This is a genomic window from Myxococcus sp. MH1 (genome assembly GCF_059738865.1).
Window position 1 is genome coordinate 10,359,436 of the sequence record NZ_AP026947.1, and the last position, 22,273, is coordinate 10,381,708.

At 72.6% G+C, this 22,273-nt stretch carries 16 protein-coding genes and 1 pseudogene; 8 read left to right on the forward strand and 9 right to left on the reverse strand.

The features are described 5' to 3' along the window. Positions 1–9: 9 nt before the first annotated feature. Positions 10–808, forward strand: a pseudogene (locus tag AC6JA9_RS41060) (tyrosine-type recombinase/integrase); the annotation flags it as partial. 89 nt (positions 809–897) lie between these two features. On the opposite strand, the gene AC6JA9_RS41065 reads toward AC6JA9_RS41060, so the two are convergent. Together AC6JA9_RS41065 and AC6JA9_RS41070 are read right to left on the reverse strand one after the other, a co-directional pair. Further along, positions 898–1,656, reverse strand: a complete 759-nt coding sequence (locus AC6JA9_RS41065) for an SIMPL domain-containing protein (protein ID WP_223750485.1) — start codon at positions 1,654–1,656, stop codon at positions 898–900. A 154-nt stretch (positions 1,657–1,810) separates the two neighbouring features. Next, positions 1,811–2,455, reverse strand: coding sequence for a hemerythrin domain-containing protein (locus tag AC6JA9_RS41070; protein ID WP_223750486.1), 645 nt, complete (start codon positions 2,453–2,455; stop codon positions 1,811–1,813). A 439-nt stretch (positions 2,456–2,894) separates the two neighbouring features. On the opposite strand from AC6JA9_RS41070, the gene AC6JA9_RS41075 reads away from it, so the two are divergent. Further along, entirely contained in the window at positions 2,895–3,866 is a 972-nt protein-coding gene (locus tag AC6JA9_RS41075; RefSeq protein ID WP_408888696.1) for a PDR/VanB family oxidoreductase, read from the forward strand. A gap of 9 nt (positions 3,867–3,875) precedes the next feature. Here AC6JA9_RS41075 and AC6JA9_RS41080 read toward each other — a convergent pair whose 3' ends face one another. After that, the gene (locus AC6JA9_RS41080; RefSeq protein WP_497958786.1) at positions 3,876–8,438 is read right to left on the reverse strand and encodes a two-component regulator propeller domain-containing protein; all 4,563 of its coding nucleotides are present in this window, start codon (positions 8,436–8,438) and stop codon (positions 3,876–3,878) included. Between the two features lie 551 nt (positions 8,439–8,989). On the opposite strand from AC6JA9_RS41080, the gene AC6JA9_RS41085 reads away from it, so the two are divergent. Then, positions 8,990–9,664, forward strand: a complete 675-nt coding sequence (locus tag AC6JA9_RS41085) for an RDD family protein (RefSeq protein WP_223750489.1) — start codon at positions 8,990–8,992, stop codon at positions 9,662–9,664. Between the two features lie 13 nt (positions 9,665–9,677). Here AC6JA9_RS41085 and AC6JA9_RS41090 read toward each other — a convergent pair whose 3' ends face one another. Beyond that, entirely contained in the window at positions 9,678–12,158 is a 2,481-nt protein-coding gene (locus AC6JA9_RS41090) for a serine/threonine protein kinase (protein WP_305070700.1), read from the reverse strand. 463 nt (positions 12,159–12,621) lie between these two features. Here AC6JA9_RS41090 and AC6JA9_RS41095 point away from each other — a divergent pair, with 463 nt between their 5' ends. Next, positions 12,622–14,352: a S8 family serine peptidase gene (locus tag AC6JA9_RS41095; protein ID WP_223750490.1), complete on the forward strand. Its 1,731-nt coding sequence runs from the start codon at positions 12,622–12,624 to the stop codon at positions 14,350–14,352. Between the two features lie 147 nt (positions 14,353–14,499). Next, positions 14,500–15,192, forward strand: coding sequence for a hypothetical protein (locus tag AC6JA9_RS41100; protein WP_223750491.1), 693 nt, complete (start codon positions 14,500–14,502; stop codon positions 15,190–15,192). A gap of 79 nt (positions 15,193–15,271) precedes the next feature. Here the strand turns inward: AC6JA9_RS41100 and AC6JA9_RS41105 are convergent, their stop codons facing one another. Further along, positions 15,272–15,727 (reverse strand): DUF2267 domain-containing protein, encoded by a 456-nt coding sequence (locus AC6JA9_RS41105; RefSeq protein WP_223750492.1) that lies wholly within the window; start codon positions 15,725–15,727, stop codon positions 15,272–15,274. Positions 15,728–16,141: 414 nt separating this feature from the next. On the opposite strand from AC6JA9_RS41105, the gene AC6JA9_RS41110 reads away from it, so the two are divergent. Together AC6JA9_RS41110 and AC6JA9_RS41115 are read left to right on the forward strand one after the other, a co-directional pair. After that, positions 16,142–16,555 (forward strand): hypothetical protein, encoded by a 414-nt coding sequence (locus AC6JA9_RS41110; protein WP_223750493.1) that lies wholly within the window; start codon positions 16,142–16,144, stop codon positions 16,553–16,555. A 177-nt stretch (positions 16,556–16,732) separates the two neighbouring features. Next, positions 16,733–17,917: a cytochrome-c peroxidase gene (locus AC6JA9_RS41115; protein WP_497958787.1), complete on the forward strand. Its 1,185-nt coding sequence runs from the start codon at positions 16,733–16,735 to the stop codon at positions 17,915–17,917. Positions 17,918–17,977: 60 nt separating this feature from the next. Here the strand turns inward: AC6JA9_RS41115 and AC6JA9_RS41120 are convergent, their stop codons facing one another. The 4 genes from AC6JA9_RS41120 to AC6JA9_RS41135 all read right to left on the reverse strand — a co-directional run bounded on the left by AC6JA9_RS41120 (position 17,978) and on the right by AC6JA9_RS41135 (position 21,689). Continuing rightward, a complete protein-coding gene (locus AC6JA9_RS41120; protein WP_370640418.1) occupies positions 17,978–19,381 on the reverse strand; it encodes a M24 family metallopeptidase in 1,404 nt (467 codons plus the stop codon). A gap of 115 nt (positions 19,382–19,496) precedes the next feature. Then, a complete protein-coding gene (locus AC6JA9_RS41125) occupies positions 19,497–19,880 on the reverse strand; it encodes a hypothetical protein (RefSeq protein WP_497958788.1) in 384 nt (127 codons plus the stop codon). A gap of 84 nt (positions 19,881–19,964) precedes the next feature. Then, complete coding sequence (locus tag AC6JA9_RS41130; RefSeq protein WP_223783769.1) at positions 19,965–21,215, reverse strand: Kelch repeat-containing protein; 1,251 nt, start codon at positions 21,213–21,215, stop codon at positions 19,965–19,967. A 147-nt stretch (positions 21,216–21,362) separates the two neighbouring features. After that, complete coding sequence (locus tag AC6JA9_RS41135) at positions 21,363–21,689, reverse strand: DUF2171 domain-containing protein (RefSeq protein ID WP_141332421.1); 327 nt, start codon at positions 21,687–21,689, stop codon at positions 21,363–21,365. Between the two features lie 363 nt (positions 21,690–22,052). On the opposite strand from AC6JA9_RS41135, the gene AC6JA9_RS41140 reads away from it, so the two are divergent. Continuing rightward, the gene (locus tag AC6JA9_RS41140; RefSeq protein ID WP_223750497.1) at positions 22,053–22,250 is read left to right on the forward strand and encodes a hypothetical protein; all 198 of its coding nucleotides are present in this window, start codon (positions 22,053–22,055) and stop codon (positions 22,248–22,250) included. Positions 22,251–22,273 lie beyond the last annotated feature (23 nt).

The window sequence follows — 22,273 nt, forward strand, 5'->3', positions numbered from 1 at the left end:
GTTCCGCAGGCTCAGATCGAGAACTTCAAGACGGCCATGCGCAAGAAGCGCTCGGGTGCACGCGCACGAAAGGAGGCCCCTTCACCTGCGGCCCTCCGCATGCGCAAGGGCTCGGGCCCGCCGCCCATGAGCCTCCGGTACATCAACAACGCGTTGAGCGTACTGCGCAAGGTGTTCGCGCTCGCGCAGGAGCAGGGCGTCATCGCCCACATCCCGCGCGTGAAGCTCTTCAAGCTGGGGAAGACCGCTTACGACTTCCTCACCTTCGAGGAGGCCGAGCGGCTGGTCTTCCTGGCCGAGCCCGAGTGGAGAACGATTCTCCTCGTGGCCCTCAAGACAGGGCTTCGACAGGGAGAGTTGATGGGGCTCCAGTGGAGCGACCTGGACTTGCACCATGGCAAGCTTCAAGTCCGAAGGACGGCCCAAGGGCGGACGCGAGCGGACGGTGGACATCCCACTGTCGGCCCTCGACGCGCTCAAGAGACACCGTCACCTGCGCGGGCCCTACGTGTTCTGCCAGGAGGACGGCCAGCCCCTCACCTCGAGACTGATGCGGCGCCCGCTGGAGCGCTGCTTGAGGCTGGCGAACATCCAGCGCGAACAGGGACGCATCGGCTGGCATGACCTGCGCCACACCTACGGCAGTCACCTCACCATGCGCGGAGTCCCCTTGAAGGTCCTCCAGGAGCTGATGGGCCATGCCACCATCGAGATGACGATGCGCTACGCCCACCTCCCCCCGGAGACCCGCGAGAACGCGGTCCAACAGCTCGACCGTCCCAGCCCCTCGAGACAAGCCGCTTCGGGTCACCTCACCGAAGGGGCACACTGGGGGCACCTGCCTGAATCACCGGCATGGCACACCCCAGCAGGCCCTGGATATCGCTGGACGACGGACTAGCGCGCGGACTCGATGACGTAGATGAGCGTCACCTTGGCCTGCACCGTCTGCTCCTCCGGCTGGATGGGCGTGGCGATGCGGGCGTCGGACGCCATCTCCGCCATGGCGAAGCGGGCCGGGTAGAGCTGCGGCGGCTCCGTGACGGTGCTCACGTCCACCACCGCGCCCAGCTTCACGTTGAGGGCGGCGGCCAGCACCTCGGCCGACTTGCGGGCCCGCGCCACCGCCTGCCGCAGCGCCTCACCCTGCACCGCGTCCTGGCGCGCCAGGCCGAAGCGCACCTGGTCCACCCGGTTGGCGCCCGCCGCCAGCGCCTGGTCCAGCACGCTGCCCACGCGCGACAGCTCCGTCAGGTGCACGCTCACCACGTTGCTGACGCGGTAGCCGCGCAGCTTGGGCTCCGTCTCGTTGGGCGCCGGCGGCCCGTAGTCCGGGTACACCGAGTAGTTGCGCGTCTGGATCTCCTTGCGGGGGATGCCCGCGGACGTCAGCGCGGCGATGACCTTCTCCATCTTCTTCGCGTTCTGCTCGCCCGCGGCCTTCGCCGTCTTCTCCAGCGTCTCCACGGCCAGGTCGATGAAGGCCTCGTCGGGCTGTGCCTTCACCTCGCCGGTGCCCTCGACGCGCAGGGTGCGCGTGGAAGGGTCCACCGCGGGGCGGGCCTGGGACACGGGCTGGGGCTGGGCGGAAGCGCCCATCGTGGCGAGCAGGACAGCGGTGAGCAGCCAGGAACGAACGGGACGGGCGTGAAGCATGGCGCCTCCTTGGGGCGGATGGGCGGTACGGCGGGGTCGTGTTGCCGCTGCCTTACTCCCTGGGACGGCCCCTCCACGAGGACATTCACGCCCACGAGAAAGGGCCCGGCCCACCATACGGAGAGCCGGGCCCGCTCACTCGGGGAGCACGCGCTCACGGACTGGCGGACTCGCCGGCCTCGTACTCGGGGGCGGAGGGAGCGCGCGACTTCGGGCCGCGCCCCGTCACCTCGCGCACCTTGGTCGTGGCCTTGCGACGCGCGGCCCGGAGCGCGTCCCGGCCGATGTCCATCACCGCCGACACAGCGCCCGCGACCAGGTTGCCCGGCGGCGTGTCCGGCGCCATCGGATGCGGCCGCGTGGGGGCCGCCTGCTTCGCCGCCTCCAGCACCTGGCCCAGCTCCCGCAGCTCGTTCGGACGGAACGCCTTCTTCACCTCGGGGAAGAGCGTGGTCTCCTCCTCGAGCACGTGCGCGCGCACGTTCTCCATCAGCACGGAGACCTTCGCGTCGAAGCGCTCGGCCTCCGAGGGCAGCCCGTCCAGCTCCGACAGCACCCACTTCACCACGTGGTGCTCCTCCAGCGAGCGGAGCACCTCGTCGCGCAAGGACGCCGAGCGCTGGCGCACCGCCGGGTAGAAGACCTGCTCCTCGATGGAGGAGTGCACGGACAGCTCGAGCACCATCTGCTCCACCAGCTTGCGCTTGAGCTTGTGGGCATTGGGGCCCGCCTTCTCGAACCGGCGGAACAGCTGCTCCACCGTCTTGTGGTCCGCCTTCAGCAACGCGATGGCATCCATGTCGTTTGCCTCCCTGGGGCTCCGGGGGCCGCGCATCCCCTCCGTGGCGTGCACGGTCCATGACGCGGCATGTCCTGGATGGTGGGGATGACCTCCGCGCGATGCCGGAGCGACGCGCGGATGGCCTGCTCTCCCGTGTGCTCGGCGACCGGGCGACACGCTTGCCATGTCGGGCGCTCCCAGGCCTCAAGCGCGGCACCCCCGCGCTCATCCACGTGGAGCGGGCACCCCGGGAGGGCAGCGTCGTTCCCACGTCGGGCAACGCGGGCGCCGGGGTGTCCACCCGTCGTCACGAAGAGCGTGGAGGAGGCGACGCGCCGACCGCCCCCGGGGGCAATCCCACGCTGGACCACCTCTGCTCAATGTCGTGTCCGTCGGAACGGAGGGTTGGGCCCGCGTCGTCCGCGGGAAGGGAGAGGGGAAGTTGGTGAACACCGTGATGAATGAAGCGCTGCGCGTGCGCGTCGCCCGCATCGCCCGCGAAGCCGAGGACATCCTGTCGTACGAGCTGGTCGCGGAAGACGGCGGCACGCTCGCGGCCTTCGAGGCCGGAGCCCACCTGGACGTGCGCATCCCCGGCAAGGAGTCCACGCTGCGCTCGTACTCGCTCTGCAACGACCCGGAGGAGACGCACCGCTACGTCATCGCCGTGCAGCGGGACGCGAGGGGCCGCGGCGGCTCGCGCGCCATGCACGAGCGCGTGCACGAGGGGGACGTGCTGGTGGTGAGCCCTCCGCGCAACGACTTCCCGCTGCTGTTCGCGCGCGGCTATGTGCTGGTGGCCGGCGGCATCGGCGTCACGCCGCTGCTGTCCATGGCGCGGCAGCTCCAGCGGACCGGGCTGCCCTACACGATGTACTACTGCGCGCGCGCCCCGGAGCGCGCGGCGTTCCGTGAGCTGCTGTCCATGCCGCCCTTCGCGGACCACGTGCGCTTCCACTTCGATGGGGGCGACCCGGACAAGGGCCTGGATGTGTCCGGGCTGTTGTCCACGCGCGCGCCGGGCACGCGGCTGTACTGCTGTGGCCCCGCGGGGCTGATGAAGGCGGTGCGCGACGCGTCCGCGAGGCACCGCTGGCCGTGGGAGAAGGTCCACTTCGAGTCGTTCGGCGCCGACGGCGTGGGCGCGCTCGCCACCCGGGAGGACACCGACTTCGAGGTGACCATCCGCAGCACGGGGCAGGTGCTCAGCGTGCCCAAGGGCCAGTCGGTGCTCAACGTGCTGCGCCGCAACGGGCTGCGCGTGACGAGCGACTGCGAGGCGGGCTCCTGCGGGACGTGTGTCACCCGCGTCTGCGAGGGAGAGCCCGAGCACCGCGACTCCTTCTTCCAGCAGGAGCCCGCGGGCAATCAGCGCATGCTCATCTGCGTGTCGCGGGCCCGCTCGAAGCGGCTGGTGCTGGACCTGTAGACGGCCGGCTCAGGCGGCCCGGCCCGCGGCCTCGCGTCGCGCCCGGGCCACCTCCGAGCGGACCAGCGCGCGCAGGGACTCCGGGTCGAACGGCTTCTCCACGCGCGGGTTCTCCACCCGCTCCAGGAAGGTGCGCGCGGTGGGCGTGAAGGCGCCGCCGGTGATGAACACCATCCGCTCCGCGACGGCCGGCGCCGCGCGCCCCAGCGCCTCGTGGAGGTCCATCCCCGTCATCTCCGGCATCATCAGGTCACACAGCACCACGTCGTAGTGGCGGGGCTCCGGTCCGCTGAGCCGCTCCAGCGCCTGCCGGGCGCTCACCACCACGTCCACGTCGTTCTCGCGCGAGAGCGTGCGCCGGATGGCGCCGCTCACCAGCGCGTCGTCGTCCACGACCAGCACACGGCCTCGGGCCTGGGGTACGACGGGCTCGGACTCGGCGGGACGCGCGCCCGGAGGGGCGTCCTGGGTGGGGCCTGGAGGCGGGCTCGACATGGACACCTCGGTGCCGCCTGGGGCGGGGCGTGAAGAGGAGGAGTCCATGGCGCTGGCGGAGGCCACCGTCGCGGGGAGGGCAGACGCGGGGCCCGCCGCGCTGGTGGCCAGCGTGGAGGACGGGCTCACGACAGGTGACGCGGGCTCGGCCGACGTGCGCACCGGAGACGGGCTCGCCTCCACGAGCGGGCCCGCACCCGAGGAGGGCTTCGCGGACGACGCGGGCTCCACCGACGCGCGGGTTGGGGACGAGCTCGCCTCCGCGAGCGGACTCGAGCCCGAGACGGACCTCGAGGGTGACGCGGGCTCCGACGCGGACCGCATGCCCGAGGAGGGCTCGACGGCCGGGAGGTGTCCCGTCACGAACGTGCGTCCCGTCGTCGCGCCCGCGACCTCCGAGGCACGGTGCGCGATGGCGCTGACGTCCGACGGCGCGAAGGAGCGCTCCGTCGATGGCCGGGGGCCTGGCGCCGAGGACGGAGCGAGGCCCGACACGGCGACACGGTCCTCCGTGGAGGATTCGCGAACCGGCGCCGGCGTGTGCCCCGTGCTGGCCCTGTCGCCCGGGGACGACTCGGAGAACCTCGGCGCGGGAGTGTGCCCCGTGCTGGCCCTGTCGTCCGGGGACGACTCGGAGAACCTCGGCGCGGGCGTGTGCCCCGTGCTGGCCCTGTCGCCCGGGGACGACTCGGAGAACCTCGGCGCGGACGCACGCTCGGAGACGGCCCTCGCGTCCACGAAGGTGTGATTGGACATGCTGGCCGGCGGGTCCCCCGCGGGCTTCGACACCTCGTGCGCCACCGTCGAGGCCGTGGGCTCCGTCGTGGACCGCCGCGGGTCGGGCACCGTCGGATAGCCCGTGGGCGATGACGCGCGCTCACCCGGCCCACGCGCGGACCAGCCGCCGCCCCGCCGCGCATCCACGGCCACGCCCGCGCCCGGGGCCCTCGCGCGCCGCAGGGACACGCGGAACACCGAGCCCTTGCCCAGCTCGCTCTCCACGGAGATGGTGCCGCCCATCGCCGTCACGTACGCGTGGCACAACGACAGCCCCAGCCCCGTGCCCACGCCCACCGGCTTCGTCGTGTAGAACGGGTCGAAGATGCGCCCGAGCGACTCCGGCGAAATCCCGCTCCCCGTGTCGCGCACCTCCGCCACCACCCAGCCGTCCGCGCCCCCGCGCGTCACCAGGCGCACCTCGTTCTGCTCCGCGCGGCCCTCCGGCAGCGCCTGCGCCGCGTTGATGAGCAGGTTGAGGAACACCTGCGCCAGGCGCGCCTCGTTCCCCTCCACCCACGTGACGTCCCCGTAGTCGCGCACCAGCTTCGCGCGCGGCCGCAGCTCGCCCATGGCGATCTTCACCGCCGAGTCGAGCACCGCCCCCAGCTCCACCGGCCCCTGCTTCTCGTCGTCCGGCCGGGAGAAGGTCTTCAAGTCACGCACGATGCGCCGCACCCGGTCCGCGCCGTGCAGTGCCTCGCGCAGGGCCTGCCCCACCTCGCGCAGCCGCGTCCCCGCCGCGCGCGTCTCGCCGAGCTCGCGGGCGAGCATGTCCGACTCCTCGCTCGCGTGCTCCAGGTTGGACACGATGTACGCCAGCGGGTTGTTGATTTCGTGCCCCACGCCCGCCGCGAGCTGGCCCACCGCCGCCATCCTCCCCGCCTGGACCAGCTGCGCCTGCGTCTGCCGCAGCGTGCGCACGTTGGCCTCCAGCTCCTCGTTCGCGCGCGCCAGCTCCCGCGTGCGCTCCTGCACGCGCGCCTCCAGCCACCGCTCGCGCGCCTTCAGCTGCCCCACGCGCAAGAGGTACACGCTGACGCCCAGCATCCCCATGCCCAGCACGAACAGCGCCCAGAACTCCGTGCGCTGCCACAGGCTCGGCTCCAGCACCACGTCCAGCGACACGGGCTCCGTCCACCCGCCGTCGCGCAGCTCCGCCTGAACCTGGAACAGGTAGCGCCCGGGGCGCAGGCCCGTGTACGTGGCCCGGCGAATCTCCGCGCGCACCCAGCCGTCGTCATGGCCCACCAGCCGGTAGCGGAAGGGCACGCGCACCGCGTCCCCCGGCGTGAAGGCCGTGAAGCGGATGTCCAGCCGCGAGTCGTCCGGCCGCAGCTCCACCGGGCCTGGCGCCGACACCAGCTTCCCGTTGACCCGCACCTCCTCGATGCGCACCTCGGGAGGCTGCCGCGTCGCGCGCACGCGCACCGGGTCCACCACGATGGCGCCCTGGATGGTGGTGAACCACAGCCGCCCGTCCCGGCCCCGCCACCCCGACGGCTGCGTGTTCCCGTTGCACTCCGCGGTGCGCATGCCGTCCGTCTGGTCGAACCCCATCACCGCCAGCCGCGTGCGCTTGCCCTCCGCCACATCCTCCAGCTCGCGCCGCGACACCCGGGACACGCCCTTGTTGCTGCTCATCCACAGGTGCTCGTCCCCATCCGAGACGATGCTGAACACCGCGTCGTCGTAGAGGCCGTGCTGCGACACCGTGTAGCGGAACCACGTGCCGTCCCTCCACCGGCCCAGGCCCGTCTCCGTCCCCACCCACACCGTGCCGTCGGGGTCCGCCAGGAGCGCCAGCACCACCTCGCCCGGCGCGCCGTCCTTCGCCGTGAAGCGCCGCAGGCCCTTGCCCTCCTCGTAGCGCCACAGCCCGCTGTCCGCGCCCAGCCACAGCGCCCCGGACGCGTCCTCGGCCATGACGATGATGGGCGAGGAGAGCCCCTGCTTCGGACCGAACACCGTCACGTCGCCGCCGCGCACCCGTGCCAGGCCCTTGCGCGTGCCGAACCACTGCGTGCCCCGCGAGTCCACCAGGATGGACGTCACCACGTCGTCCGGCAGCCCCTGCACCCGCGAGGACTTCGCGAAGCGGTGCCCGTCGTACCGGAACGCGCCCGCCTTCGAGCCCGCCCACAGCGTCCCGTCCGGCGCCTCGTGCAGCGCGGTGATGACCGGGTCCGTGCCGCCCTCGAAGTCGTCCATGCGCTGGATGCGCCCGTCGCGCAGGAAGAACAGGCCGCCGCCCACCGTGCCCAGCCACACCGTGCCGTGCTTGTCCTCCAGCACCGTGCTCACCGTCTCGTTGCTCAGGCCCTCCGGCGCGCCGAACGTCGCGAACGGGCCGTCGCGCAGGCGGAACAGGCCCGAATAGGTGCCCACCCACAGCGAGCCGTCCCGGTCCTCGAGCAGCGACAGCACCTCCGCGTCCACCAGCCCCGCGCCATGCAGCGGCGCGCTGAAGCCCGCGGCCTCGCGCCGCAGCAGTCCGCCCCGCCGCGTGCCCACCCAGAGGTTGCCCTGGCTGTCCGCGAGCAGCGCGGTGACGACGGCCGGCAGCCCGTCCGACGTGCTGAAGCGCCGGGCCAGCGTGCCGTTCCACGACACCAGCCCCGCCTCGGTGCCCATCCACAGCGTGCCGGTGACGTCCTGGAAGAGCGACGTCACCTCCGAGCGCACGTCCCCGCCGGGTATCGGGAAGGGCAGGCCCCGCACCTGGCCGCCCTCCAGCAGCGCCAGGCCCGTCTTGGTGCCCACCCACAGCCGGTTGTCCCCGCCGCCCCGCGCCAGCGCGGTGATGGACATGCCCGGCATGCCATCGGCTTCCGTGTACTGCCGCGCCACGCCCTCGCCCAGCGGCACCTGCCACAGCCCGCCCGAGGTGCCCGCCCACAGGGAGCCCTCGCCCACGATGAGGTGCTCCACGCGGAAGCCCTCCAGCGGGGCCGAGGCGCCCGGAGCCCGCTCGAAGCGGCCGTCCACGTATGAGACGAGGCCCTGGTCCGTGCCCACCCACAGCACGCCGGACGCGTCCTCCGCGAGCGCCTTGATGGTGTGGTTGCGCAGCTCCGGCGTGTTGCGCTTGTCGAAGACGACGAAGCGCGAGCCGTCGAAGCGCACCAGGCCTTCCCACGTGCCCAGCCACACGTAGCCGTCACGCGTCTGCGCCATCGACAGCAGGCTGTTCTGCGGCAGCCCGTCGTCGCTGCGCCACGAGTCCTGGCTGTACTGGGAGACCCAGCGCTGCGGGTCCAAGGCAAGGCCCGGCCACGCCAGGACGAGCCCAGCCAGCAAGACGAACCCCCCGAGCCCGCGCGACGCCGCGCGGAGCCGATGCCCTGGAATGCCCATGACGGGCCACAGTGTCCGGCAGAATCGCCCCCGAGGCCAAACCTCGGGCGTTCACCCGGAGTGGAACGTTGGCCGCCAACGGCCTCGGCGACAGCGGCGGGGGACCACCTGCCCCCCCACGACTCCCAAACTTCCCCCCGCCGCTGTCGCCTCGTACGCCACCACCTGTCGGCACCTGAGGAGCCACGCGCCCCGGAGGACCGGGGACGTGGCGTCCGCGCCGCGCATCGAGGCCCCGGTGGTGGCGGGGGCCTCGCCGCATCGCGCTGAACCCAAGATGGGAGCCAGGGGCCCGGGGCGCCACTGCGGGAAACAGACAGGAGTCACGTCCCCCGGTCGCCCCAGGGCGGCCCGTGGGCGCCCGCTCTCCCGCCCGGCGTCACGCACGCGGACGACTGTTTCCGGACGGGGACCCGCGCGAGGAAGGCAGGCGCGTCAGTCCCCCGCGGGGCCGGGCGAAGGTCTATGCTCGGCGCCCCGAGGAGCGTGGGCGGATGAGCGACGGGGCGTTGTTCTCGACGGACAAGGTGACCACCGAGGCGCGGTACCAGTGGCACCTGTGGGTGGCGGACGTGCTGGACCTGGCGACGGCGGCCCTGGTGGGCTGGGCCGCGCTGCGGGCGCTGGAGCACGAGCGGACCCCGGTGGCGATGCTCGTCGCCATCCTGCTGGCCTGGCTGGCGGTGTCGGCGGTGGGCGGAATCTGGGGCAGGACGCTGTGGCGGCAGCTGCTCGGGGTGCGGCTGGTGCACATGGGCCGCGCGCCCGGGGTGCCGCGCGCCCTGGCCCGGGCGCTCACCACGCCGGTGGACCTGCTCATCACCCCGGTGCTGCAACGCCGTCCCCTGGACACCTGGCTCGGCGTGCACGCGGAGCCGGTGACGGCGGGCGCCTCGGCGCGGCTCAAGGGGCTGGGCGCGCAGCTGCCCTGGCTGGGGCTCATCGCGGGCGCGGTGTGGCTGCTCGTCACCCCCACGCGGGCGGAGATGCTCAAGTACCTGGGGCGGACGCTGACGGGCTGGCACTGCTGCCACGGCACGCGGGACGTGACGTGGGAGTGCAAGACGTCGCTGAGCCGGGCCGTGCGCGAGGCGCGCGGAGGGCGCGAGGACGTGCGCGAGGTGGTGGCGGACTGTCCGGTGGCCGCGGAGCGCTCGGGCGGGCCGTAGCGCCCGGAAGGCGTCACTTCACCGTCGAGAAGAGCGTCCCCTCCTTGCAGTACACGCCCGCCTTGCCCGCGGGGGGCACCTGCTGCGTCTGGGGCTTGCTGAAGCGCTTCACCTCTCGCTTCGAGTAGGCGGGCACCTCTCCCAGGGTCGCGCGCTGGCGCGTCTCGATGACGAGGACGCAGTCGGTCCACTCGAACTCGTCGGCGTTGTTCACCGTGTAGGAGGTGGCGCCAATCAGGGGGTCGCGCTTCGAGATGTGTCCCGTCAACGCGCCGGACTTCGGGGGCGGGGCGGTGGCGGACGCGGGCTCCACGCCCCGCTCGGTGGGTTCTCCGAAGTAGGGGTCCTCCGCGGGGACGGCGGCGTAGAGCTTCGGGGCGGACTTGACGTCCTTGGCCAGCTTCAGGCGCGCCTGCCGCCTGTCGGTGGCGACGACCCGGGCGGTGCCGAGCACGGGACGCTGTCCGTCGGACGTCGCGTCGCCCACCACCTTCACGTCCATGCCCGTCTGGAAGGCCCTGGCGCGGGCCCCCTTCACCAGGAAGGTACCGTCATCGGCGGTCAGCGGCAGCACCTGCGCGAAGTAGCCGAAGGCGGGGGTGTTGGCGGCCACGACGGGCTCCACCGGCGGCGCCTTGTCCGGCTCCGGAACCGGCTTGGGCGCAGGGGTGGGGCGCTTGGGCGGCGCCGTGACGACCTTGTCCGGCTTGGGCGTCGGCTTCTTGGGGACGGGCGTCGGCTCGGGCTGGGCCGGCGCCTGGGCGGTGGCGGGCGGTGGCGTCTGCTCGATGACCGGGGCCGTGGTGGGCGGCGGCTCCCGGGGAGGGGGCTGCCCCGGCGGCGGGGGCCTTGCGTCCCTCCCGGCCAGCCCCCCCGGAGGAGGCGGCGGCGGGGCGTCCACGGGCGGCGGGCCCTGGGGCCGCATGAAGTGCGCCGTGGTCACCGCGGTGCCCACCATCAGCAGCACGACCAGGCCGGCGACCAACGCGAACAGGCCCTTGCGACCACGCCCTTCGTCGCTGCGCGCGGGCACGGGCGCGTGCTCCCGTGACGAAGACACCGGGCGCGCCGGGGCCTGCTCCCGCGGAGCCGCGGCGCGGGGCCCCGAGCCCGAGGCACTCTCGGCCTGGGGCGGGAGCACCGAGGTGTTGCCCGAGAAGCGGGGGCCGGAGCCGGACGCCTTCTCGGCCCGGGGACCAGAGGCCGACGCCTCGGCGCCGGCAGGGCGCGGCGTGCTCCCCGTCGCCCCGTCGAAGACGGCCGTCCTCGCCGTGGCGGCGCCGGGGTCCGAGCCGGAGCGCAGGGTGGTGGCGTCGGTGGCCATCGACTCGCCGTGACCGGGCACGTCCGGGCGGGCCATGCCGGCCACCTGCTTCTCCCCCGACGGCGCGTCCTGCTTGCGCATCAGGGTCGGCTCGAAGCCCGCGGGCTCCACCTCCTGAGGCCCCGTGCCGTACGCGCCCGTGCCGCCGGCGACCAGGGGGATGGGCGCGGGGGTTCGGCGGTGGCTGGAGGACGAGGTCACCTTGGAGATGAGCTGCCGCTGCGCCGCGAAGGCCTCCGGGCACAGCGCGCGGACGAAGTGGCCCACCTCCTCCGCGCCCACCGCCGCGCCGGAGCGCACCAGCTCGCCGTTGAGCGCGCGCGCCAGCTCGTCCGAGCGCGAGTAGCGCTCATCCGGCTTCGTCGCCAGCGCGCGGCGCACCACCGCGTCCAGCGCCTCGTCCACGTCCCCGCGCAGCCCCGTCAGCGGCGGCACCGTGGGATGGGACATGGCCGCCATCATCTCCCCCACCGTCCCGTGGGGGATGAGCGAGCGGCCGGCGAGCATCTCCCAGAGCACCACGCCGCAGGAGTAGATGTCGCTGCGGTGGTCCAGCGCCTCGGCGCGCACCTGCTCCGGCGACATGTAGCCCAGCTTGCCCATCACCGTGGCGGGCAGCGTGTACTTGCTGCGCGCGGCGGACTTGGCCAGGCCGAAGTCGATGACCTTGACCTCGCCCTCGTACGACACCATGACGTTGTGGGGCGACACGTCGCGGTGGACGATGCCCAGCGGCACCCCGTCCGGCCCCACCTTGCGGTGCGCGTAGCCCAGGCCCTCCGCCATGCGCTGCCCCAGGAACAGCGCCACCGGCACGGGCACCTGCGCGCCCTGCACCCGCGCCTGCTCCAGGAGGTACGCCAGGTCCACGCCGGCCACGTACTCCAGCGCCATGTAGTACGTCCCGTCCGTCTCCCCCATGTCGTAGACCTGGGCGATGGACGAGTGCACCAGGTGCACCAGCACCTTGGCCTCATGGTGGAAGCGGTCCAGGAACTGCCGGTCCTTCAGCAGCGCCGGGAGGATGGTCTTCACGATGCACGGCTTCTCGAAGCCCGCCGCGCCGCTGATCTTCGCCAGGAACACCTCGCCCATGCCGCCCTGGCCCAGGGGGTGGACGAGCTCGTAGCGCCCGAGGAAACGGGAGGACTCTGTAGGTTCGGTGCTCATGGCTTCACGTGGCAGCGAAGCACCCGGACACACACGGAAGCAAGCTCCGGGGGCTCCCTCGCCTCTGTCGGACACCGCACGGGCCCGAAACAGAAAGCCGGCCGCTCCCCCTCCCGGTGTCAGACCGGTGGGGCAGAAAGGAGCGTGACGGCGCCCTCTGCCCCCGCCCCGGGGCTTGCGTCCGCCCGGCGCCACGGGGGTCCTCCCCTCCGCGTGGAGGTGGGCAAGGAGGGCGGGTTTCGGGACAGCCGCTCCCAGGGGCGGTCGGGGTCGGACGCCAGTTTGAGACACGCGGCGCGGTCCGGATGTGAACCCACGCACCTCCCGTCGGCGGCGGGCTTCGAGCGCCGTTGCCGCCCGGGGGAGGGATGCACTCCCTGGGGGCTGGTGGGGTCGTCCGGCTGGAAGCCCTCCGGCCGGGCCCCGCGAGGTCGCCTGGGATGGCGACGGAAGGAAGTGGCTCATGAAGCGCTGGGGATTCATCGGGCTGATGGTGCTGGCGGGGTGCATGCCGGACGACTCGGAGCAGCGGGACGCCCTGCGCAATGTCTGCCCCGGCATCAATGCCGGAGCGCTGCCCCAGGAGCCCCGGACGACCCAGAAGGTCGCCTCGGAGGACGACGGGCGGGAGCCGGTCATCATCCGCTACCGCCAGGCCCGGAGCGTGACGGCGGCGCGGGTGCACCAGCTGGGAGGCCGGGTGACGGCGAGCTTCCGCCACGCGCCCGCGCTGGCCGCGCGCGTGACGCCCGAGGAGCGGCTGGCGCTGGCTTTGGACCCGTCGGTGGAGAGCATCGAGCCGGACGCGGAGCTGCGCGCGACGGGGCTCGGCGCGCTGCCGCTGGGGGCGTTGACGCGCGTCGGGCTCGGCGCGAGCGGCACCGGCGACTACACCGGGAAGCTGCAGCGGGTGCAGGCGCTCGAGGTGTGGGACCGGGACGGGGACGGGGTACCGGACCCGGGCGCGGTGACGGGCGCGGGCGTGCGCGTGTGCGTCATCGACAGCGGCATGGACATGAACCACCCGGAGCTGCGCGACGCGGTGGTGGCGGCGCGGGACTTCCTGGACGGTGACGACGACGCGACGGACGGCGAGGAGGCCCGCTGGGGCACCGGCCACGGCACGCACGTGGCGGGCATCATCGCGGCCCGGGCGGGCATGGGGGGCCAGGGTGGACCGGTGCTCACCGAGAGCGGGCTGATGGGCGTGGCGCCGGGGGCCCAGCTGCTCGTGGCGCGGGTGCTGGACCTGAACGGCCGCACGAACATGAGCGTGGTGCTCGAGGCCGTCGAGTGGTGCATGAGCCAGGGCGCCCGGGTCGCCTCGCTGTCGCTGGCCGGAGGCCTGGCCACCTTCACGTCCGAGGACATCTTCAAGGCCGCGCTCGACGGCGGGATGCTGGTGGTGGCGGCGGCGGGCAACGAGGGCCAGTTCCTGGTGTCCTATCCGGCGTCGGACCCGTCCGTGCTCGCGGTGGGCGCGGTGGATGACCTGGACCGGCGCGTGTACTTCTCCTCCCATGGCGAGCGGCTGGCGCTGATGGCGCCGGGCGTGGACGTGCTGTCCACCTTCCCCCGGGGCCTGGGCTCGTTCGCGCAGCTGGAGCTGGGACGGGCCCGGCCCGCGTCGCGCTCCCTCTTGTACGCACCCACCGGGAACACCTGGGGCGCGCTGGTGGACTGCGGGCACGGCGGGACGCTGGACTCGTGCGGCGAGGACAGCAGCTGTGACGGCTTCATCGCCTATTTGCACCCGCACCCCTACGTGAGGCCGGAGCGGGCCATGGTCAACGTGATGAAGCAGGGCGCGCGCGCGGTCATCTTCGCCAGCGAGCTGGCGGAGGGCGGGGCGGAGATACTCTCCGTCCCGCAGCACGGCGCGTGGGTGCCCGCTGTCACCATCACCCAGGCGGCGAGCACGGTGATGGGCCGGCAGCTGGGCGCCACCACGCGGCTGACGCTGCGCCCGGTGGACTACGCGTACATGTCCGGCACCTCCATGGCCACGCCGTACGTCAGCGGCATCGCCGCGCTGCTGTTCAGCGCCCGCCCCGGCGCGACGCCCGCCCAGGTGCGCGCCGCGCTCCAGTCCAGCGCGAAGGACCTGGGCGCGCCGGGGTATGACACGGAGCACGGCCACGGCCTGGTGCAGGCGCGCGGCGCGATGGAGGCGCTCATCGGCGCCATGCCCTGAGGCGACGAGCCCGCCCGCCCCGCCCGCCCGGGTGGGACGCGGGGACGGCCGACGCGCCCGCCCTCCGCCCGCGCCTCCCCACGGGACCATGCCGGGGAGGAATGAGGACGTCACGTTGCCTTCCGGACGCTTGGAAAGGAGTCCGACATGAAGACCTTCGTGCGTATCGCGGGATGTGTGGGGGCGCTGTGGGGATGCGCCGTGGCGGCCCAGGAGGACTTCCGCCCCAGCGCGGAGCGGGCCCAGGGCTATGTGGAGCCTTCGCGGGAGGACGAGCCGCGCCGGCAGAAGGAGTCCCGGCGCGCCGACACCGGGCTGTACGCGCAGCTGGGCGGCGGCGCGGAGGGCTACACCGGGCAGCTGGCGCCCCGCATGGAGGCGGGGTTCGCCTACGGGGCCGCGGTGGGCTACCGGCCCATTCCCTTCATGGCGGTGGAGCTCGGCTACAACGGCAGCGTCAATGACGTGGACATCGACGGCAACGGCCGCGGCGGCAGCCTGGGCAGCGGCCCGGACGTGGTGCGCAGCGGAGGCCAGGCGCTCGTCGTCGGCAACTTCACCGAAACCCGGCTGCAGCCCTACGCGGTGACGGGCCTGGGCATCGACGACTACAACATCCGCCACGACGCGCAGGGCCGCCTCTTCGGCTTCGAGGACGACACCAGCGGCTACGTGCCCGCGGGCCTGGGCCTGCGCTACCAGGTCAACAAGCTCATCACCGCCGACGCGCGCGTCAGCTACAACTTCCTCTTCGACCAGGGCTTCGCCCCCACCTCCGCGACGCCCAACGCCCTGGACGGCCGCTACATGGGGACGCTGCAGATTGGCGGCACCTATTAGGGGACGCGCGCGAGGCGTCCGGGCCGCGAGGGTCCGGACGCCTCGGGGGGAGCACGAGCCCCGCCCCGTCAGTCCTCGCTCACGAGGGCCGGTCGATGCCCAGCTTCGCCGCGGCCCACGTGCCCTGGAGCCACCGGGGGAGCTGGCCCTCGACCTTGCCCGCCTCCTGCTCGGTGAGCTGGGCCCGCAGCGCCGCGAAGACGCCGTGCAGCACCAGCCTCACGTTCTCCGGCTCGGCGTTCAGGTGGTTGGCCACCTGCAGGTAGAAGTCATCCCGGTCCACCTTGCCGCCCTCCCGCGCATGACGCGGGCACGCATCCAGCATTCCCCGCACGTCCTCCGGGAGCTGCTCGCGCAGCTGCCGCATCAGCCCGTCGGACAAGAGCTCCGACAGGCCACAGAACACCGCCTCCGCCGCGCGCTCGGCCTCGAAGTCCGGCAGCTGCGCGGACACCGCCGCCAGGAAGGACTTCCGGTCCGTCCCCACGCCCAGCCCCGACCACGACTGCGTCGTCTCCTGCTTCTGCATCGACATGCGCGTCTCCTCTCTCGCGCCTTGAACCGTGGGGGCGCGAGCGCTGTCCGGCAGCAGACAAAGGGACTGCGTCCCGGCCGCACGCTCCGCGCGGGGCACGAGCGTTCGTGCATTCCCAAACATGGGAATCCTGTCCGCTCCTGGGACGTCCAACCATCCCAGGGACGGGTACCATGTCTGTCTTTGATTCGAGCGATGAAGAAGACTCATCGAACCGCACGCCCGGTCGCACCGCCCGTCGACGCCGCGTCCAGAACCGCACGGACTTCCGCGCGATTTGGAGAAAACCCGGCACCTCGCGTGCGAGCGAAATGGATGGAATGAAATGTCGTCGCAATTGTAATGGGCGCGCGACGTAGGTCGTCTGTGCGGCGACCGAGCCGCCTTCTCCTTCCCCCATGAATTGAGGAAAAAATGTATCGCATCGCCGTTGCCGCCTTGATGCTCGCCGCCACTGGTTGTGCCACCACGGGAGGCGGCGGGAGCCGCGAGGGCAACGCCAACGTCGCCGGGGTCATCAAGCTGCCGGAGACCGGGCTGGCCCAGGCGGGCAACCCGTGTGACCAGCTGCGCGTGGTGGTCGCTCACGCGAGCACGCCCACCGACGGCCTGGGTCACGGCATGGTGAAGTCCAGCCGCGGAAACCGCTGCTCCTTCACGGTGTCCGGCATCCCCAGCAACACCGAGCTGCAGATCAGCGCGGTGGCCGAGTCGGGCCTGAAGTGCGACAACGGCTCCGCGCCCAGCATCTCCCCGGAGCCGTCCGGGCTGAAGCTGAGCAACTACGCCACCGGCACGCGCGACTTCACCGTGAGCTGCGGCTCCTGAGCTCACCGTCGTTCGCCGTCCCCTGCCCTCTCCGCCCCGGTGTCGGGAGCGGAGCGGGCAGGTAGGCTCCAGGTCGTCCAGGAATTCCGGATTGATTCGCGCACCGAGGGGCGCGAAGCTTCCGGCAGACCGCCCGTGGAGCGGCGCGAGGTACCGGACCAGGCCGGGCCGCGACGGATGGTGAAGAAGGACGACCCGGTGATGATTTCGAGAAGCTGGCGCACCGCCCTGCTCGCCCTGAGCCTGGGTGGGATGGGGCTGGCGTGTGAGTCCGAGGAACCCTTCCCCACGCTGGACGAGCTGGACCAGCTGCGCAGCCTGCACTCGCTGTCGAGCCACCCGCGCCTGGACGCCACCAACCGCGTGGACGGGCTGGAGGCGGCGCGCACGCTGGGCAACGAGCTGTTCCGGGACCCGGGGCTGTCGCGCTGCGGCTCGGTGTCGTGCGAGAGCTGTCACACCGGCGAGGGCCGCACGGTGGAGACGCCGACGGCGGAGGGCTGCGGCGGCCAGCGCACGGAGCGAAACCCGCCCACCGTGCTGAACGTGCGGCACAACCGCTGGTTCATGTGGGACGGCCGGGCGGACTCGCTCTGGTCGCAGGCGATTCTGCCGCTGACGAACCCGGTGGAGATGGACTCGGACGCGGAGGTGGTGCGCGCCCGGCTGCAGGCCCAGGACTCGTACCGCTCGCGCTACGTGGAGCTGTTCGGCGCGGACCCGGGCGCGGAGCCCGGCCCGGAGCTGCTGGCCAACGTGGGCAAGGTGCTGGCGGCGTACGAGCGGGACCTGATGCGGGTGGAGGCGCCCTTCGACGTGGACGTGCGGCGCTTCCTGGCGGCGGTGGACGCGGGCACGGCGCAGAGCGACCCGGCGTACCTGGGCCTGAAGACCTTCGTGCGCAAGGGCCAGTGCATCGTGTGCCACAAGGGCCCGTCACTGACGGACGAGCTGTTCCACAACGTGGGCCTTCAGGACAAGGGGCCGGGCGCGGGGGGACAGTGGGCGGTGCTGCAGTCGCTGCTGGACTGGGAGTTCAACGCGGCGGGGCGCTACAGCGATGACCGCAGCGGCGCGGACGCGCGGCGGCTCGCCACGCTGCGCACGCAGGCGAAGCAGGAGGAGTTGGAGGGCGCGTTCCGCACGCCGTCGCTGCGCAACGTGGCGCTGACGGCGCCGTACATGCACACCGGCGCGCAGGCCACGCTGGAGGAGGTCGTCGACTTCTACAACGAGGGCGGCGACCCGGACGGCACCTTCACGGGCAAGCGCACGGTGTCCATCGTCGCGCTGGACCTGACGGACGAGGAGAAGCGCGCGCTGGTGGAGCTGCTCAAGTCGCTGACCGGCACGCCGCGCTGAAGAAGCCAGGGCTCTCGCGCGCGCGGTTCGCACGAGAGCCCGCCCCGGTGACGCGGGCCTTCAGCGCACCAGGTGGAAGTCCGTCTGACGCTTCCAGGCCCAGTGCACGCGGCCCTCGGCGTCGATGGTGATGTCCTCTTCCTGGGCGGAGCGCACGCGCTGGCCGTTCCACTCGGGGACGGCGCTCGTGGCCTGCAGCTCGATGGAGTACCACATGTTCGGCATGACCTTGTGGTCACCGTTGCCGGGCACGCCCTCCTGACGGTCCCACAGGCCCACCATCGCGCCGGCGCCGTGGCCGTGCAGACCGATGGGGTGCGAGTAGATGGTGCCGTCGATGCCCTCGCTCGTCATGCGCTGCCGGGCGCGCTGGAGGACCTCGTTGCCGGTGCGGCCGGGGACCAGCTCCTCGAAGACGATGTCCTGCAGGCGGTTGGACGTCTTGAGCGCGGCCTTGAGGCCCTGGGGCACGTCCGTCTCGCCCTCGCGCAGCACGTAGCCCATGTGCTGGGTGTCGGTGTTGAGGCGTAGGGCGGTGACGCCGTAGTCGCAGTGGAGCACGTCGCCGCGCTGGATGACGGGGTCATCGCCCAGCTGCTCGTCGGTGACGCCCTGGCGCTGCACGTCCACGGAGGGCTGGAACCAGGTCTCCAGGCCCAGGTCGGCCAGGCGCTGGCGCATCCACCACTCCACGTCCTTCACGCGGGTGGTGCCGGGGGTGATGACCTGGTTGGAGAAGGCGGTCTCGATGATGTTCCAGGCGAGCTTCGTCTGGTCCTCGTAGAAGCGCGCCTCGTCGGGGATGCGCCAGGCGAGCAGGTCCACGGGCAGGCCGCCGGCGGGCTTGAAGCGCTGGACCCAGTCGGGGCCGAGCGCCTCGGCCATGCCCTCGTACTCGCCATGGGAGAGGCCGTCCGCGAAGGCGAAGGTGCGCGAGATGTCGAGCGCGATGCTCTTGGGTTGCCGCTCCTCGAGCACCTGCTTGAGGACGAGCCACTGGTCGGGGCCCCACAGCTCCGCCTGGCGCAGGCCCTGGCCACCGTGGCTGACCTGCTGCTGCGCGCGGCGCGGCACGTAGACACCGCCCTGGGGTCCACCGCCGAGCGCCAGGCGCTCCACGCCCTTCTCGGGGCCGCGGTCATGGAACACGTAGATGGTGCGGCGGCGGGCGGCGAACGTCGTGGGGGACACGAGCGCCTTGAAGACGGGGTCCTCGTTGTACTCGCGCATGGGGACGACCCACATCTCGACGCCGTACTTGCGCATGAGCTGGGGCAGGGCCGTGTCCATGCGCTCGCGCAGCCAGGCCTGTTGCCGCTCGGCCTGCTCGCGCAGCGTGCCGAAGGGGCGCTCGGGCGTGGAGGGCTTCACCGTCGCGGCGGGGGCATCCGGGGACTGAGAGGAGACGGAGGCGCATGCGGTGGAGAGCATGAGCGGTGCGAGGAGGCGGAGGCGGGTTCGCATGGGCGCGCAGTGTGGCACGCACGGCCGGGGCCGTCTCGCGTCGGCGCGTCCAGGGCTTCGTGGGTTGCGAGGCTTTCCGTGCGGGAGTGCTCACGCAGTCGCACGCGGGCGCGGCTCAGGGTGTGAGCGATGGCGCACCGAGGCAGGCTTGACGCTCGGCGCCACAGGCCGCGTCGATGCGCGCGGTGTCGGGCGGGCGCTGGCAGTCGCTGTCGAGCGTGGCGGTGAGCTCCTCGGTGCGGATGCGCATGCACTGGACGCAGCCGGACCTGGCGCCCTCGGCGCCCTCCAGCGTGGGCTCCACTTGCTGGTAGCTGTCGAGGACCTGGGCGACACAGGGCTCCTGCTCCAGCGTGGAGCCCGCGCAGGTGCGCGCGTGGGAGCACTGCGCGGTGGCCGAACGTTCGGCCCACTCGTCGTAGGTGAGCGTGGGGACGCCGTCACCACCGCAGCCGAGCAGTCCCAGTCCCACGACGATTCCGACGAGCCACCCGCGCATGCGGCGCATTCCAGCCGGAATCGTCCACGGCTGTCATCTGCGCTCGCCCCGTGAGCACGCGGGACACGTCCGTGCCACCGTCCGTCACCGCCGCGTGAGGCCCTCCGCGTGACACGGAGGCGCGTCACAGCGGTCCACGAAGCAAGGCGCGCACTGCAGCTCCCCACCGCAGCCATCCGGCACCGCGCCACACGCGCCCACGCGCGCCTCACACGTCACCGGCACGCAGCCCCCGGGCAGATATCGCTCGCCCGAGCCGAGCATGCCCGTCATCTCGTTCGCGCCCCCCACGAGCAACACCGCGCCGTCCGACAGCAGCAGCGCGTGCGAGAACCGCCGAGGCTCATCGAGCGCCGGCGCCGAGGACCACTGGCCCGTCATCGGGTTGAAGCGCTCCACGGACGTGAGCGCGCCCGTGGTGAAGTGCTCGCCGCCGAGCACCAGCACCATCCCCTCCTTCGTCACCACCGCCGCGTGGTGCTCGCGAGGCACGGACGGCGCGGCCACCAGCGTCCACAGGCCCGTCATCGGGTCATACAGCTCCGCCGTGCTCGAGGCGCGCGCCGTGGCGCCGCCGACCACGAGCACCCGTCCATCCGGCAGCGCCGTCACGGAGTGCCCCACGCGATGGGTCCCCGCCGCGCCTCCCGTCAGGCCCGCCTTCTCCCAGCGCCCCGTGGCCACGTCGTAGAGCTCCGCCTGGAGCCCGCTCGCGAAGAGCACCTTGCCCTGCCCGAGCACCACCGCCGTCCCCGCGCCTCCTCGCACGAAGCCCGGGGGCGTCGCGGGCACCCACGTGCCCGTCTCCGGCTGGAACAACTCCGCCGAGCGCAGCGGCCGACGGTCCGCGTCCGTGCCGCCCGCGACCAGCACGCGGCCATCCGGCAGCAGCACCACGGTCGGGTCATTGCGCGGCTCGGACATCGGCGCCACCACCGTCCACTGTCCCGTGGTCGGCTCGTACACCTCCGCGTCCGCCAGCGCGCTCGGCGCGGCGACCTGGGCACCGCCCACCACCAGCACCCGCCCATCCAACAGGCGCACCGCCGCGTGGTTGCGACGCGACCTGTTCAGCGCGCCCGTCGCGCGCCACAGCCCCGTCTCCGGCTCGAACACCTCGCAGCTCGCGAGCGTGCGCTGACCATCATGCCCACCCGCGGCCAGCACGCGGCCATCCGCCAGCGTGACGAACGGCAACAGCTTGCGCGGCGTCAGCAGACGCAGCGGCACGGCGACGGCGTCCCGAGCGCCCTCGTCCGGACGCGGAGCGGCGCCGCACGAGAACACCAGCGCGCACAGCGCCACGCCCAGGAAGGATGTCGGAACACGTCGCATGGAGCCCACTCGCCTCGCAGGTCGAAGAGAGCCCGTGTAGCCTGACGGTCTGACATTCCAGGGATGTCCAACCTGAGTGATTCCGGACGCTTGACCCGCCTGAAGGGTCGGGCGTCAGACCCTCGCGGAGGAGGTCCCGCGAGCCGCTCAGTGGCGCACGGAGTCGTCGTCCCCGAGGGCTGGCGTGTTCACCGGCTCGGCGTCCATGCCGCGGGAGCTTCGGGGTGGGAGCGCGCCGCCGTCGTCATCCACCTCGAGCTTCAACAGCGGATGGTCCGCGTTGGCGAGGTACACGTCGTCGGCGCTGACGTAGTCCACGTCGCGGAACTCCACGAGGTAGTCGCGGCGAGGCACGGGCACCAGGCCCTGCTCGAGCTCGAAGTGGATGTCACCGACCGCGGCGACGCGCCCCAGCTTGCGCCCATCCGCGGTCCTCACCGTCATTCCCTCACGCACTTCGCCGGACTGAATCATCGGACCTCCTCGCGGCCACACCGTGCCCTCGTCAGGGAGAACCTGCGGGCACCGGGTGGCCGATGACAGTCCGAGGGAGCAGGCGAGGAGGCGCTCGCGCCAGGGCTCACGGACCGAGGAGCGGCGAGGCGCCCCACGTCAGCCCAGGGCCTCGGGCTGCTTCGAGCACGGAAGGGCGAGCGCGCCCCTCGGACATTTCAAGGGGCGGCCAGGAGCGCAGGAGCCCCTCCCCGCGGTCTGCCCTGTCCGGGGTCATGTCGGGAGGAAGGACAGCGGCCGAGAGGTCGCCGGGGTCCGCGGCGGGCGGGCGGGCCCTGCCCGCATGAAGCGCAGGTGCCTACTTTCCGTCACGGGAGGTGCGGCATGTTACTGGAGCTCTCCGAGGTAGAGGGACGCGAGCTGAAGCAGGCATTGGACACGGCGTTGCGTGAGCTGCTCGACGAGATTTCCCGGACGGACCAGCGGGCCTACCGCGACATGCTGCGCGAGCGGCATGACCGGCTGGAGCAGTTGAACCGTCGGTTGGAGATGTCGTTGGAGGGCAATCCCGTCTACGCCTGAGCGAGTGGAGCGCCAGGGCGGCG

Coding starts and splice junctions, on each gene's coding strand:
- AC6JA9_RS41120 (WP_370640418.1), bottom strand. CDS start 19,381: ATGCGAACCCGCCTCCGCCTCCTCGCACCGCTCATGCTCTCCACCGCA.
- AC6JA9_RS41105 (WP_223750492.1), bottom strand. CDS start 15,727: ATGTCGATGCAGAAGCAGGAGACGACGCAGTCGTGGTCGGGGCTGGGC.
- AC6JA9_RS41090 (WP_305070700.1), bottom strand. CDS start 12,158: ATGAGCACCGAACCTACAGAGTCCTCCCGTTTCCTCGGGCGCTACGAG.
- AC6JA9_RS41065 (WP_223750485.1), bottom strand. CDS start 1,656: ATGCTTCACGCCCGTCCCGTTCGTTCCTGGCTGCTCACCGCTGTCCTG.
- AC6JA9_RS41125 (WP_497958788.1), bottom strand. CDS start 19,880: ATGCGCGGGTGGCTCGTCGGAATCGTCGTGGGACTGGGACTGCTCGGC.
- AC6JA9_RS41070 (WP_223750486.1), bottom strand. CDS start 2,455: ATGGATGCCATCGCGTTGCTGAAGGCGGACCACAAGACGGTGGAGCAG.
- AC6JA9_RS41130 (WP_223783769.1), bottom strand. CDS start 21,215: ATGCGACGTGTTCCGACATCCTTCCTGGGCGTGGCGCTGTGCGCGCTG.
- AC6JA9_RS41140 (WP_223750497.1), top strand. CDS start 22,053: ATGTTACTGGAGCTCTCCGAGGTAGAGGGACGCGAGCTGAAGCAGGCA.
- AC6JA9_RS41095 (WP_223750490.1), top strand. CDS start 12,622: ATGAAGCGCTGGGGATTCATCGGGCTGATGGTGCTGGCGGGGTGCATG.
- AC6JA9_RS41110 (WP_223750493.1), top strand. CDS start 16,142: ATGTATCGCATCGCCGTTGCCGCCTTGATGCTCGCCGCCACTGGTTGT.
- AC6JA9_RS41085 (WP_223750489.1), top strand. CDS start 8,990: ATGAGCGACGGGGCGTTGTTCTCGACGGACAAGGTGACCACCGAGGCG.
- AC6JA9_RS41100 (WP_223750491.1), top strand. CDS start 14,500: ATGAAGACCTTCGTGCGTATCGCGGGATGTGTGGGGGCGCTGTGGGGA.
- AC6JA9_RS41115 (WP_497958787.1), top strand. CDS start 16,733: ATGGTGAAGAAGGACGACCCGGTGATGATTTCGAGAAGCTGGCGCACC.
- AC6JA9_RS41075 (WP_408888696.1), top strand. CDS start 2,895: ATGAATGAAGCGCTGCGCGTGCGCGTCGCCCGCATCGCCCGCGAAGCC.
- AC6JA9_RS41135 (WP_141332421.1), bottom strand. CDS start 21,689: ATGATTCAGTCCGGCGAAGTGCGTGAGGGAATGACGGTGAGGACCGCG.